This window comes from Solwaraspora sp. WMMB762 (assembly GCF_049179115.1).
GTDB lineage: Bacteria > Actinomycetota > Actinomycetes > Mycobacteriales > Micromonosporaceae > Micromonospora_E.
Map to the genome: position 1 here is coordinate 2,715,553 of NZ_JBMHMD010000001.1, position 14,452 is coordinate 2,730,004.

A 14,452-nucleotide genomic window follows, 5' to 3' on the forward strand; every position below is an offset into this window, starting at 1 on the left:
AAGCTCTGAGTGTGACGCTCTGGACCGCAGCAGATGCCGCCCGCAATGCCGCCGCCGAACTGGCAGGCGGCGGCGGTCCTCAGCACGCCTTCCGCTGTCTCCTTCAGCTCCTTGACGACTACCAGCGAGCACTGTCCACGGATGGTGTTGCCGCTGGAGCGGAGCTGTTCGCAACGGTGCCGCCCGAAACTGGCGACGTTCGGGTGGACGCCGCTCTCGCTGGATTGGCCGAACATCTCGCCCGCCGGGATGGCTGGCGGCCACCGGCCTGGGCCTTCGACCAGAAGCGGTACGCAAAGCCCTGGTGGTTCGTATCGGGACTCAAGTCCTGGCATGCCACCGCAATCGTCGAGTCACCGCTGGCATTCCGCAAGCGCGGTGTGTTCATCACAGAATCGGCGTTAGTGCGAGTATGAGCCTTCTCGATCGCAGCCAGATTCTGCATCTGTTCAACGAGCTCTCCACAGAGCTGCGCAACCAGGGCATCCGCGCGGAGGTCTTCCTGGTCGGTGGTGCGGCGATGGCTCTCGCCTACGACGCTCGCCGGGCGACCCGGGACATCGATGCCATCTTCGCCCCAAAAACCGGAGTGCACCTGGCGGCCGCTGCCGTGGCAGCCAGAAACGATCTTCCCGACGACTGGCTCAACGATGCCGTCAAAGGGTTCCTCCCTGGATCGGATCCACAAGCACGCCAGGTGTTCGAAAACGACTCCCTTCGCGTCGACGTCGCCTCACCTGAGTATCTCCTCGCCATGAAACTCCTGGCAGCAAGAGAACAGGACATTGACGACATAGCCATCTTGTATCGGCTTTGCGGGTTCACTACAACGGCGCAAGGACTTGACCTGGTCGAGTCCGTGTATCCAGGACGACCGATCGCCCCCAAGGTTCAATTCATGCTTGAGGAGCTGTTCCCGGATCCAGCCGAACAGTAGCGACGACCACTACCGGCCAGCCCACCGCGTTCCGCCGACCAGACCAGGTGAGGTGTCAACCGGCTCGGCGAGGGTCCGGGCCGTACACGAGCGGGCCGAGCGGCGAGAAGCACCTACTCGATGTGCTGTCGCAGCCGCAGACGCCGCCCGCGAATACGAGGGTGACCTGCTCGAACACATCGACCGTACGCTGGTGTGGTTCCGACCAGAGGATCTTCTGGAACCAGTGGACGAAATCGCGGGAGGCGAGCCAACAGCGTCAGGAGGTACGGCAAGTGAACGGAGCGGGAAGCGGTTGGCAGGCGTACCCGGGGGCCGTCGACGACCAGGTGGACCTACCTCCGGTCGGGCCCGGCCGCGTCGTCGGCGTCGGTGCCATCTGCGACCTCCGACCACAGCGGGCCGATGCAGCGGACACGCAGAGCTTCTCCGTCGGCGAGTTCGTCCTGCTGGACGACGGTCGGAGGGTGTTGCTGCACCAGGACCGCGGCTTCACATTCAGCCGCCGGTCGGCGGGCGACACGCCTGCAGGTGCCGAGCCGGTCGGCGACGCCCCGGACGAGGCGCGGGAGAGCGTCACCCGGTCCGTGTTGACCGTCGTGCTCCCCGACGACGACGAGACCGCCGAGGAGCATCCATGGTCGTGGCTGGCTGACCTCGCACGCTCCCGTGGTCTGGACGTGAGCGCCGGCGACCTGCGGGCTCTGCCGTACGAGGTGGTCCTCACCGACGACGTGACCCACTGGCTCGCACGCGGCTGACGCTCGACGGCGGTCCGTATCCGGCACCCGGGATCCGCCGCGTTCCGGCCGGTCGGCCCAGGTGGGGTGTCGACCGGCTCGGCTAGGGTCTGGCCGTGCTGATCACGGACGGGCCGAACGGCGAGAAACACCTGCTCGATGTGCTGATCGCAGCCGCCGACACCGCCCCCGATCAGACGATCACGCACGTACGCGGCGACGGGACCGAGCACGTCGTCACACACCGACAGCTGCGCGACGAGGCGCTGAAGGTCGCCGGTGGGCTGCACGAGGCCGGGATTGCGGCCGGCACACCGGTGATCCTGCTGGCCGATGCCGGTGACGACTTCCAGCCGATGTTCTGGGGCGCGCTGGCGGCCGGGCTGGTGCCCGTACCGCTGCCTGCGGAACCGACCCGGGTGGCCGGCGTGCGTGACCTGCTCGGCGGCGTACCGGTGATAGTCGACCACGCCTGCGCCCCGGTTGCGCAAGCGGCCGACGCGCCGGCACTGCACATCGCCGGCCTACGCACAGGGTCGACCCGGCACCGGCTGCCGACACCCGACCCCGACAGTCCCGCGTTCCTGCAGTTCTCCTCCGGCAGCACCGGCACCCCACGCGGCGTCGAGCTGCGGCACCGCAACGTGCTGGCCAACCTGCGGCAGATCGGCCAGGCCGCTGCGCTGACCAGCGACGACGTCTCGGTGAGCTGGATGCCGTACTTCCACGACATGGGGTTGATCGGCACCCACCTGGCACCGCTGGCCGCCCGGCTGCGGCAGGTGCGGATCGGCCCGCTGACGTTCGCGAAACGGCCGCTGCTGTGGTTCAGCGTCGCGGATCGACACCGGGCCACCCTGCTGTCGGCGGCCAACTTCGCCCTCGCCCTGGCCGTCCGGCGGGTGCCGGCCGAGGCCCTGGCCGGGCTGGACCTGAGTACCGTACGGCTGATGATGGTCGGCGCGGAGCCGATCTCGCCGGTGGTCTGGCGGGCGTTCGTCGAACGGACCCGGCCCGCCGGGCTCGACCCGGCCGCACTGCAACCGGTGTACGGGCTGGCCGAGGCGACCCTCGCCGTCACGGTCCCGCCGCTGGGCGAAACCGCCGCGCCGGTACGGGTGGACCGAGCGGCGCTCGCGGCCGGCACGGTGCAGCCGGCTGGCGCGGGTGACACAGACGCGGTGGAGTTCATGGACGTCGGGCCGCCGGTGCCCGGCTGCCAGGTGCGCATCGTCGACGACGCCGGCAGCGCCTCCGGTGACGGCCGGGTCGGCCGGATCGAGGTACGTGGCCCGAACGTGGCCGCCGGCTACCACCGTGACCCGGCTGCCACCGCCGAGGTGTTCGTCGACGGGTGGCTGCGTACCGGTGATCTGGGATTCTTGCGCGACGACGGCCGGCTCTGCGTGACCGGCCGGGCCAAGGACGTCGTGTTCGTCAACGGCCGTACCTTCCACGCCGCCGACCTGGAGGAGGTCGTCGCCGGCACGGCCGGGCTGCCGGCGGGGCGGGTCGCGGTGATCGGCTGCACCGACCACGACAGCGGTGCCGAGCGGATCGTGGTGTTCGTGCAGTGGGCCCGGCCGCCGGCCGACGCCGCTGCGGTGCTGGCGCAGGTGGCGGCCCGGATCGTGACGGCGACCGGCCACGACCAGGTGCGGGTGCTGCCGGTGCCGGCCGGGGCGTTCCCCCGTACCACCAGCGGCAAGCTGCGTCGGCCCCGGCTGCGCCAGCGGTACGCCGCCGGTGACTTCGCCGCCGTCGAGCAGCGCTGGGCGGCAACGACTCCGCCGACGTCGGCGATCGCACCGACGATGAGCGCTGTTGCCGGTGGTGGGAGCCGCGACGAGGTGGAGCGGGTCGTGCGGGCGGTGTGGGCGCGGGTGCTGCGCCGGCCCGCCGACGAGATCGGGCCGCACGACCGGTTCACCACGCTGGGCGGTTCGTCGCTGCAGGCGATGGAGGTGCTGGCCGGCTTGGAGGACGCGTTCGGCCGCGAACTCGACCCGGCCGAGCTGCGGGAACGGGCGACGGTGGCGGCACTGGCCGACCATCTGCTCACCCCGGTAGCGGACGGGAGGGTGGAACCGGCCGGGCCGGCGAGCGGTCCAGCGGCCGGGCCGACAGGCGGGCCAGCCGCCGCTGCGGCTGCCGGGCCGGCGGATGGGGTGGCGATCATCGGGATGGCCTGCCGGTTCCCCGACGCGGACAGCCCGGACGAGTTCTGGCGGCAGTTGCTCGACGGGCGGGACAGTGTCGGCGAGATCCCGGCGCAGCGGTGGCGGCCGGCCGAGGGCGACACCGCCCGCTGGGGGGCGTTCTTGGACGACCCAACCGGCTTCGACGCCGGCTTCTTCGGCATGTCCGACACCGACGCCGACCACACCGATCCGCACGCCCGGATCTTCCTGGAGTTGGCGCACGAGGCGTTGGAACGTGCCGGGTACGCCGGGCCGCGTCGGCACGGCCGCCGGGTCGGGGTGTTCGCGGCGGTCGGCGAGAGCGGCTACGCCGAACTGCTGCGCGCGCAACCGGAGGATGCGACGCAGCCGGCCGCGCTGGTCGGCAACCTGCGCAACCTGATCCCGGCCCGCGTCGCGCAGGCCCTCGACCTGACCGGGCCGGCGATCGCGGTCGACACCGCCTGCTCGTCGGCGCTGGTCGCGCTGCACCTGGCAGTACGCAGCCTGCGGGAACGCGAATGTGACCTGGCCGTCGTCGGCGGGGTCAACCTGAACCTGACGCCGACCGGACACCGGCTGCTCGCCGCCGCCGGGGCGCTGTCGGCCACCGGCCGATGCCGGGTCTTCGCCGCCGACGCCGACGGGTTCGTGCCCGGCGAGGGCGGGGCCGCGCTGGTCCTGGCCCGCGTCGACGACGCCCGCGCCGCCGGGGCCGAGCTTCTTGCCCTGGTACGCGGGACCGCCGTCAACAACGACGGCCGCTCGTTGAGTCTGCTGGCCCCGAACCCGTTACGCCAACGGGACGTGATCGTCCAGGCGTACCGGGACAGCGGCGTCGACCCGGCCATGGTCTCCTATGTGGAGGCACACGGGACGGGTACGGAGCTCGGTGACCCGGTCGAGGTGCGGTCGCTGGCGTACGCCTTCCCGCCGCGCCCGGACGGCCGGCCCCGGCTGATCGGCTCGGTCAAGTCGAACCTCGGTCACCTGCTCAACGCCGCCGGGATGCCGGCCCTGGTCAAGGTGGTGCTGGCGCTGCGGCACCGGCAACTGCCGCCGTCGCTGCATGTCGACGCCCCGTCGCCCCGGCTGGACCTGCCCGCCGCCGGCTTCGAGGTGGTCACCAAGGCGACCGACTGGGACTGGACGGCCGGCGACGACGCTCCGCTGACCGCCGGGGTCGACGCGTTCGGCTTCGGTGGCACCAACGCGCACGCGATCCTGCAGGAAGCCATGCCGGCGACAGCACCGCGGCAGGCCGCGCCGGCAACAGAGCAGGCTGCCGGGGCAGCCAGCGCCGGGCCGTACCTGTTGACCTGCTCGGCGGCGACCGAGGCCGCGTTGCGGCAGTCGCTGCGGGACCTCGCCGCCTACCTCGACGCGCACCCGCAGCTGCACCCCGACGACGTATGCGCCACCGTGAACACCGCCCGGGACGACCGGCCGCACCGGGTCGCCGTCGTCGCCGACAGCACCGCCGGGCTCGCCGCCGCGTTGGCCGCCGCCGCGTCCGGCCCGGCCACCGAGGTGGTACGCCGGCCGCGCACCGCCGTGGTGTGGCCTGGCGACGAGACCGACGGCGAGACCGGGCCGACTGCGGTCTGCCGGCGGCTCGCCGACTGGGGGGTAATGCCCGACGCCGTCACCGGCGACGACGCCGACCAGCTGCGGGCGCTGCTCGACCAGGGCTACGACGTGCTGCTCGGTGCCGACCCGGACCGGCTGACCCGGGCGGTACGCGACGCGTCGCCACAGTCGGCGGACCGGGTCGAGGTGCTGTCGGTGCCGCCGACCGACGCCGACGGCGGGCTGACCGGGCTGGTCGGGGCGCTGTGGCAGCGCGGGGTCGCCGTGGACCGGGTCCGGCTCTCCGATGGTCGGCGGCGGGTCGCCGTGCCGACGTACCCGTTCCAGCGGCGCCGGCACTGGCTGCCGGAGGCGGCGAAGGACCGGGACGGGCTGGTCCATCAGGTGTGCTGGTCGCCGCTGCCGCTGCTGGCTGGCCGCTCCCCCGGCTCGGTGCACCTGACCGGGCCGGGTGCGGCCCTCGGCTGCCCGCTGGCGGACGGGCTACGGGACCGGCTGGCCGCCGACGGCATCGAGCTTGCCAACGGGATCGGTGACGCCGACCTCGTCGTGTACCTGGCCAGCGGCGACGCGTTCGACATCGACGGCGGCGTGGCCGGGCTGGACGCGGCCGTCGACGCCACACTGCGCGGTGTGACCGGACTGGTCGCCGCGCTGCCCGAACGAGGGTTCCGGCTGCTGGTGGTCACCCAGGACGCGGTCAGCACCGGGGCGACCGGTGAACGACCGGACCCGATGCAGAGCCTGGTCACCGGGTTGACGGCGGCGCTCGCCGACGAACACCCGGACAGCACGGCGTCCGGAGTAGACCTGTCAGCGACCGATGACGTACCGGCCCGGATCGTCGCGCTGGCCACCGAGCTGGCGACCGTGGGGGCACAGCCAGACCCGGCGGCGGTCGAGTCGCGGCCGGTGGAGTCGCGTCCGGTGGCGTGGCGGGGCGGGCAGCGGCTGGGTCGGCGGCTCGTACCCACCTCGCCGATCGGCGAGGACACCACGGACTCGGTCGACGCCGACGGCGTACAGCTGATTGTCGGTGGCACCGGCGGTGTCGGCGCCGCGCTCGCCGCGGACCTGGCCGCACGCGGACACCGCCGGATCGTGCTCGCCGGCCGCGCCGACGCCGCGCCGGACGGTCTGGTGAACCGGCTGCGAACCCTCGGCGCGCAGGTCGACTACCGCCGCTGCGACATCACCGACGCCGCCGACGTCGACGCGCTGATCGCCGGGCTGCCCGACCTCGCCGGGGTGTTCCACGCCGCCGGGGTGGTCCGGCCCGGCCCGCTGCGGTCGAGGTCCGTGGCGCAGCTGCAGGCCGTGCTGGCGCCGAAGGTACGCGGCGGTCACCTGCTGGTCCAGGCGCTGCGCCGGTACGGTCGACGCCCGGCGACCGTGGTGGCGTTCACCTCGGTCAGCGCGCTGCTGCCCGGACTCGCCGGGGCGGTCGGCGACTACGCCGCCGCCAACGCCTTCCTGGACACGTACGCCGCCGTCGAGCGGGCTGCCGGCCGGCCGCTGCGTACCGTCGGGTTCTCGGCCCTGGCCGACGCGGGGATGGCCGCCCATCCGGGGCTCGCGGCGCGGCTGGCCGCCCGGGGCCTGCCGGCGCTGCCGTTCGACGACGCCCTGCCGGCGCTGCGGTCGGCGCTGCGCCGGCCCGGCGCCCACCTGGTCGTCGCCCGGCTGACCGCCGCGAGCGCGGTCCCGGTGGCTGCCGCGAGCGTCGCTGCGCCGACCGCTCCGGCTGCCGCCGTGCCGCAGCAGCCGGCCGCACGGAGTGGTGACGCGGGTCGGCAGCCCCACACCCCGGGCGAGATCAGGGACGTGCTGCGGCGGCTGCTCGCCGACGCGCTGGACTGCGACCCGGCGCGGATCGACGACGAGACGCCGTTTCTCTCCCTCGGCCTGGACTCACTCACCGCCATCGACCTGGTCAAGACTCTCGAAGGCGAACTCGGCCGGCCGCTGCCGACCATGCTGCTGTTCGAGCACGGCACCATCGCCGCGCTCGTCGACCGGCTAGCGGATCCGCCGCCGGCTGTTGCTCCGACCGCCGTCACCGGGGACGACAACGCGGAACCGTTCGCGCTGTCCGGGGTGCAGTTGGCGTTCCACACCCTGCACCGGCTCTACCCACAGGTGGCCGCGTACGGGTTCGTCCGGCACGCCGTCACCGGGCCGCTCGACGCCGACCTGCTCGGGCAGGCCCTGGAACACCTGACGTACCGGCACCCGATGCTGCGGATGCGGTGGACCGACGACGGCACCGCGCCGCCCCGCCAGCTGATCGGCCCGCCGACGCCGCTGACCGACTGGTACGCCGTCCACGACGACGGCCAGGGCGACAGCGATGGACAGGATGACGGCGCCGGTGACGTCGACGCGCTGACCGAACGGCTGTGCAACGAGCCCATCGACCTGACCTGCCGGCCGCCGCTGCGCGCCGCCCTGATCCGGACCGGTCCCACCGACGCCCAGCTGCTGCTGGTGCTGCACCACGCCGCCGGGGACGGGGCCAGCCTGAGTGTGCTCAGCGAGGAGCTGTGGCAGGTGTACGGCGCGCTGGCCGCCGGCCGCGTACCGCAGCTGCCGGCGGTGCCGGCGACGTTCCGCGACCACCTGGCCGTCGCCGCCCCGGCACGCGCGGAAGACCTGGCCTTCTGGCGGGAGACCCTGGCGTCGTGGCCGACCGGGCTGCGGCTGCCGTGGCGCGACCCGGCCGCACCGCCCGCGCCGCCGTACGCGGCCCATCAGGTCAGCGTCGACCCGCCGACGGTGGCCGCGCTGACCAGGGTGGCCGCCGCCGCGCAGGTGTCGCTGTTCCACCTGCTGCTCGCCGGGTACGCCCGCTGCCTGGCCCGATCCAGCGGGCAGCGCACCGTCACCGTGTCGGTGGCGCGGGCCGGCCGCGACGCCCGGCTGCCCGGCGTCGACCGGGTAGTCGGGCCGTTCGCCGACACCCTGCCGGTGACGGTCGACGTCGACCCGGCCGAGCCGGCGGTCGACCTCGCGCGGCGGGTCCTGGCCGCCTGGCTGGTCGCGCAGCGGCACGGCACGGTCGACGCGGTCGACCTGGCGCGGGCGACGCCGCGACCCGACGACCCGGCTGGCGGCGGCCGGCCGGTCACCACCAGCCCGGCCAGTTTCAGCTTCGCCCGTTTCCCGGTCATGTCCGACGCCGACCTGCCGGTACGGGTGTCGCCGGTCGCCGCCGGCACCGCGTCGGCCGGCACCCGGCTGGGGCTGCTCTGCTGGCCCGACGGCGAGCGGCTGCGGTTCGCCTGGAACCATCCGGTGGCGTCGCTGGACCGGGCCATGGTCGCCGGGCTGGCCGCCGATTTCCTCGCTGAACTGGCTGACCTGGCCAACCAGACCGACCCGCCCTTTACGGAGTCCACTTTGGGGGTACTGCCGTCGGTGGTGGAGCGAATCGGGCAGGTGTGCCGCCGGCACGCCGACGCCGTCGCAGTCGAGGCGGGCGAGCTGCGGATGACGTACCGACAGTTGGACGCCGCCGCCGACCGGGTCGCCGCCGCGCTGCGCCATCACGGCGTACAAGTCGGTGATCTGGTCGGATTGCTGGCCGCGCGCGGACCCGCCGCCGTCGCCGCCATCGTCGGGGTGCTGCGCGCCGGCGCCGGCTGGGTGCCGTTGGACGTCGCCCACCCGGCGGTCCGCCACCGCGATCAGCTGCGGCGAAGCGGCGCACAGGTGCTGTTGCACGACACCGAGTCGACGACGTTGGCCGATGCGCTGGCCGGGCTGGTCACGGTCGACATCGACACGATCATCGTCAACGGGACCGCTGTCGCCCCGGTCACAGACGGCGCGGCCGCTGCCGACCCGGACGGTACGGCGTACGTAATTTTCACCTCCGGGTCGACCGGCCGACCCAAGGGCGTGCCGGTCAGTCACCGCTCGACTGCCAACTATCTACACTGGGCGGTCGACACGTTCGGCTACCACAGCGGTGACCGGCTGGCGCAGACCTCGTCGTTGTGCTTCGACGCCTCGGTCCGGCAACTGCTGGCGCCGCTGCTGGTCGGGGCGACGGTCGTCGTACTCGCCCCGCAGGTGCTGCGCGACCCCGACGAGATGCTGCGCCGGGTCGAACACGACCGAATCACCGTCTGGAGCTCGGTGCCGACCCTGTGGGGTCAGCTGCTGGCGGCGGCGCAGCGGCGTACCACCTCGGGCGGGCGACCGGACCTGTCGGCGCTGCGCTGGATCCACGTCGGCGGCGAAACGCTGCCTCCCGGGCAGGTGCGGAGCTGGTTCGACCTGTTCGGCCCCGGGCACCGGATCACCAACCTGTACGGGCCGACCGAGGCGACCATCAACGCCGCCTGGTTCCTGATCGACCGGCGGCCGGCCGACGGCCTGCGGCGGGTGCCGATCGGCCGGCCGGTGGCCGGCACGACGCTGGCCGTGGTCGACGCCGACGGGCGGCCCTGCCCGCCGGGAACCGCCGGTGAGCTGCAGATCAGCGGACCCGGGTTGACCAACGGCTACCTGGACGATGCGGCGCAGACCGAGGCGGCGTTCGTCCACCGCGACGGCCGGCGCTGGTACCGCAGCGGCGACCGGGTCCGCGTCGGACCCACCGGGGATCTGGAATTCCTCGGCCGGCTCGACGACCAGGTAAAGCTGCACGGCCACCGGATCGAGCCGGCAGAGATCGAAGCGGCGCTGGGCAACCACCCGGCGGTCGCCACGGCGGTGGTGCTGCTCCAGACCGAGCCCTATCCCCGGCTCGTCGCGTACGCGCAGCTGACGGACCCGAGCGCGGACGCCGCGACGGACGCCGCCGACCTGCGCCGGCACCTCACCGACCGGCTGCCGCCGCAGTGGGTTCCGGCCCGGATCCACCTGGTACGGGAGCTGCCGACGACGACCACCGGCAAGGTTGACCGACTGGCATTCACCGGGCTGCCGAGCGAGGATGCAGACCCGGCCGACGACGCCCCGCCGCCTGTCGTTGGCGAGGCACCGCGCACCGGCACGGAGCGGCGGTTGGCGCAGGTGTGGCAGACCGTGCTCGGGTTGCCCGCCGTACACCGCGACGACGACTTCTTCGCCATCGGTGGCAACTCCATCGTGGCCCTCGACGTCTTCGCCCGGCTGCGGGAACACTTCCCGGCCTTGCCCCGCCCGACGGTCATCTACGACCACCGCACCCTGGCCGGCCTGGCTGCGGCGATCGACGCAGCCGCCACCAGGGTTCCGACAGCGAACACGGCGGCTGCGGACGTACCGGGCCCGGATGCGGCCGCTGCGGACGTACCGACGGTCGGCTACGACCCACGGCCGTTTCCACTCGCCCCCGCCCAGCGTGGCTTCCTGCTCGCCGAGGCCGTCGCGCCCGGCAGCAGCTCGACCTGGCTGGCCCGGCTGCGGCTGTCCGGTCGGCTGGACCGGCGCCGCTTCCAGCAGGCGGTCGACGTCACCGTGGCCCGGCATCCGATGCTGCGTACCGTGTTTCCGGCCGGGGCCCGGCCACCGGTGCAGCAGGAGTTGCCGGCGACGCTGCGGCTGCCGGTGCTGTTCGAGACCATCGAGTCGGCCGACCAGCTCGACAGTCGGGTCGCCGACCTGGTCGACGACCGGGTCGCGCGGGAGCGTCAGCGGACGTTGGAGCCGTGGGCCTGGCCGTTGCTGCGGCTACTGGTGCTGACCGTCGGGCCGGACGAGCATGTCCTGCTGGTGCACGCCCACCATCTGATCGGCGACGGGTACAGCGCGGCGCTGCTCGGGCGGGAACTGCTGGCTCTGCACGACGCGCTGGCGGCCGGAGCGCCGGTAGACGGCGCGCCGCTGCGCACGACGTTCCGTGCCTACGTGGCCTGGCAGCGGCAGCGGCAGCGGCAGGATGATCCGGATCCGCAGGCAGACCGCTGGTGGCGGGAACGGTTCGGGCAGCCGTACCGGCCGCCGACGCTGCGCGCCTCGACCGGTGCCGCAGCGACCGACGTCACCGGGCGGACGCACACCGCAGGGTTTACCTTGGACGGTGCGGTGTCCGCCGCGCTGGGCCGGCTGGCCGCCGCCGCAGGCAGCAGCGGGTACGCGCCGGTGCTCACCGCGTACCGCCGGGGGTTGGCCCGGCTGACCGGCCAGGACGACCTGGTGATCGGTCTGACCGTGACCGGCCGGGATCACCCGCTACCGGACCTGCATCGGCTCTTCGGACCGTGCGCGGTGCTGCTGCCGCTGCGGCTGACCGGTGCCGGGCGGGCATTCGACGACGATCTGGCCCAGGTGGCCGGCGAGGTCGCCACGGCCCGCCGGCACGGCGCCGAAGGGGAGCTGATTTCGGCCGAGTCCGCTGACAGCCGGCCGACGGCGATGCTGGCCGGGGCGCAGTTCATCTTCAGCTCCCTCGACTTCACCGGGATCGGACCGACCGGTGACGGCGCACCGGGTGGGTTGACGCTGCACTGGGACGACGGCGACAGCGAACTGGAACCGCCGCCGGTCGGCACCGACGTGCTGCTGACCGTCCGACCGGTCGAAGCCGGGCTACGGGTCACCGTCCGGGCCGCGTCGGCAGCGCTGGACGCCGACCGCTTCGCCAGTCTTGTCACTGCGATCGAAGCCGACCTGGTCTGCGCCGGGGCAGCCGGCACCGGGCGGGTCGCCACTGCGACCGGCACCGGGCGGGTCGCCACTGTCGGCACCGTGCTGGACGCGGCGATCGTCGGCTACCTTCCGGCACCGGCCCAGTTGGCGGCGCTGGCCGGGATACCGGCGGCGGCGCTGCCCCGTGAACAGATCCGCGAGCTGCTGTTCCCGGCCGGGGCACCCCGTCTGTTGGAGGAGCTGGTCACGCCGTTCGGCCGCTCCGGGTTCGTCTGCCTGCCGCTGTTCGCCGACGAACTCGGCCCCGGCCTGGCGCCGGTGACGGCTGCCGCGGTCTCGCTCGCCGCCCAGGCAGGTGCCCGGTGCGTGTCGCTGGCCGGCATGCTGCCATCGGTCACCGGCTACGGCTTCGACGTCCTGCGGCAGGTGAATTCGGCGGTACGGGTGACGACCGGGCACGCCGCGACCGCCACGTCGGTGGTGCTGACCACGCTGGCTGCGCTCGACGCCGCCGGGCGTGATCTCGCCACCGGCCCGCTCGCCGTGGTCGGACTGGGCTCGATCGGCCGGTCGGCGCTGGAGCTGCTGCTGAGCCAGGGCGGGCCGCAGCCACCCCGGATCGTGCTGGCCGACCTGCCGGCCAGCCGCCGCCGACTGGCCGACTACCCGGACCGGTTGCGGCGTCTCGGCTACCAGGGTGAGCTGGTCTGGGCCGATTCGACGCCGACGGCCGCGACACAGGTGTACGCGGCGGCGACCATCGTCGCGGCGGTGAGCAGCGCCACCGAGATCGTCGACGTGGACCGGCTGCGCCCGGGGACGGTGCTGGTCGACGACTCGTTCCCGCACTGCGTGAAAACGGCCGACGCGCTGCGGCGGATGCGCCGCGACGGCGACGTGCTGGTGGTCGGTGGCGGGCTGCTCTCCTGCGGCCCGGTGCGGCGGGTCCTGCCCGCCGGTCTGCCGGCGGCGGCGGTCGCCGGGTACGCGGCACGCGGCGCGTTGCCGGACATGGTGGCGTCCTGTCAGCTGGAGTCGCTGCTGCAGGCGGACCGGCCGGAGCTGCCGCTGGTGCATGGTCTGGTGGACCCGGAGCTGGCGGCGGCGTACTGGTCGGCGGCGCGCGCGGCGGGGATAGCGGCGGCCCCGCTGCATCTGGGCGACACCGCCGTCGCGGAGCTGGTCGACGGGCGGCTGCCAGCGCCACTCTGATAGGAACAAGAGGGAGTTGTTCGCCGCCACGACAAGCGGGCGGTGCCGGCGACAAGGAGCAGCATGGCCACCACCGAGCACCGCGCCGACCACCTGACGGCCGCTACGCCCGAGCAGCCCGGACCCGGCATCGACCGGCTGCTCGACCAGGTACGCGAACGGCTGGACCGGGTCGACCCGGTGGCTGCCCGGCACGCCCAGCGGGACGGTCGGGCGGTGCTGGTCGATATCCGGCCGGCCGCCCAACGCGCGGAGTTCGGGGAGATCCCCGACGCGCTCGTGATCGAACGCAACGTCCTGGAATGGCGGCTCGACCCACGAAGCGCGGCCCGGATCGACCTCGCCGACGATCCGCAACTGTGGCCGATCATCTTCTGTCAGGAGGGGTACGCCTCCTCGTTGGCGGCCGCTTCACTCCAGAATCTCGGCCTGCCCCGGGCCACCGACCTGACCGGCGGTTTCGCCGCCTGGCAGGCCGCCGGGTTACCGGTGATCAACCCGCACCGGTGAGTGCCGCCTGATCGGCTGGCTGGCCGCCTGATCGACTGGCTGGCCGGTCGGGCTCAGACGAGGCCGTGCCGATGCGCCCAGATCACCGCGTGCACCCGGTCCCGCGCCCCGAGCTTGGCCAGGACCCGGCCCACGTGGGTCTTGACCGTCGACTCGGACAGGAACAGCTCGCCGGCGATCTCCGGATTCGACAGGCCGCGGCCGATGGCCACCAGGACCTCCCGCTCCCGGCCAGTCAGCTCGTCGAGTAGTCGCGCCTGCTGTGGCGCCGGTCGGCGAGGGTCCCGGTAGTGGTCGAGCAGAGAGCGGGTGATCCGGGGCGAGACCACCGCCTCGCCTGCGGCCACCGTACGGACCGCCGCGACCAGCTCCGCCGACGGCACGTCCTTGAGCAGGAAGCCGCTGGCACCCGCGCGGAGCCCGTCGAACGCGTACTCGTCGAGGTCGAACGTGGTCAGGATGAGAACCTTGGTCGCCGGGCAGTGCGTCACGATGTCGGAAGTCGCCTCGATGCCGTCCATGATCGGCATCCGCACATCCATCAGCACCACATCCGGTTGCCGGTCGCGGGCCAGCAGCGCGCCGGCCCGCCCGTCGCCGGCCTCCCCGACGACGCGCAGGCCCGATGCCGCGCCGAGAACCATCGCCATGCCCTCGCGCACGAGCTCCTGGTCGTCCACGAGCAGCAGCGTCGTCTCACTCAT

6 protein-coding genes are annotated in these 14,452 nt (G+C 73.4%); 5 read left to right on the plus strand and 1 reads right to left on the minus strand.

Going from position 1 to position 14,452, the window contains the following annotated elements:
- The first annotated feature begins 11 nt into the window (after positions 1–11).
- From ACN27J_RS12060 to ACN27J_RS12080, 5 genes are all read left to right on the plus strand, one after another.
- Positions 12–416 (plus strand): hypothetical protein, encoded by a 405-nt coding sequence (locus ACN27J_RS12060; protein ID WP_421366029.1) that lies wholly within the window; start codon positions 12–14, stop codon positions 414–416.
- Positions 413–937, plus strand: a complete 525-nt coding sequence (locus ACN27J_RS12065; protein WP_278113932.1) for a DUF6036 family nucleotidyltransferase — start codon at positions 413–415, stop codon at positions 935–937. Before ACN27J_RS12060 ends, ACN27J_RS12065 begins: the two co-directional genes overlap by 4 nt.
- Before the next feature lie 275 nt (positions 938–1,212).
- On the plus strand, positions 1,213–1,698 hold the full coding sequence (locus tag ACN27J_RS12070; RefSeq protein ID WP_421366030.1) for a hypothetical protein: 486 nt from the start codon (positions 1,213–1,215) through the stop codon (positions 1,696–1,698).
- A gap of 95 nt (positions 1,699–1,793) precedes the next feature.
- On the plus strand, positions 1,794–13,238 hold the full coding sequence (locus ACN27J_RS12075) for an amino acid adenylation domain-containing protein (protein ID WP_421366032.1): 11,445 nt from the start codon (positions 1,794–1,796) through the stop codon (positions 13,236–13,238).
- A 63-nt stretch (positions 13,239–13,301) separates the two neighbouring features.
- Positions 13,302–13,748 (plus strand): rhodanese-like domain-containing protein, encoded by a 447-nt coding sequence (locus ACN27J_RS12080; RefSeq protein WP_421366035.1) that lies wholly within the window; start codon positions 13,302–13,304, stop codon positions 13,746–13,748.
- Positions 13,749–13,801: 53 nt separating this feature from the next.
- Here the strand turns inward: ACN27J_RS12080 and ACN27J_RS12085 are convergent, their stop codons facing one another.
- A complete protein-coding gene (locus ACN27J_RS12085) occupies positions 13,802–14,452 on the minus strand; it encodes a response regulator (RefSeq protein WP_421366036.1) in 651 nt (216 codons plus the stop codon).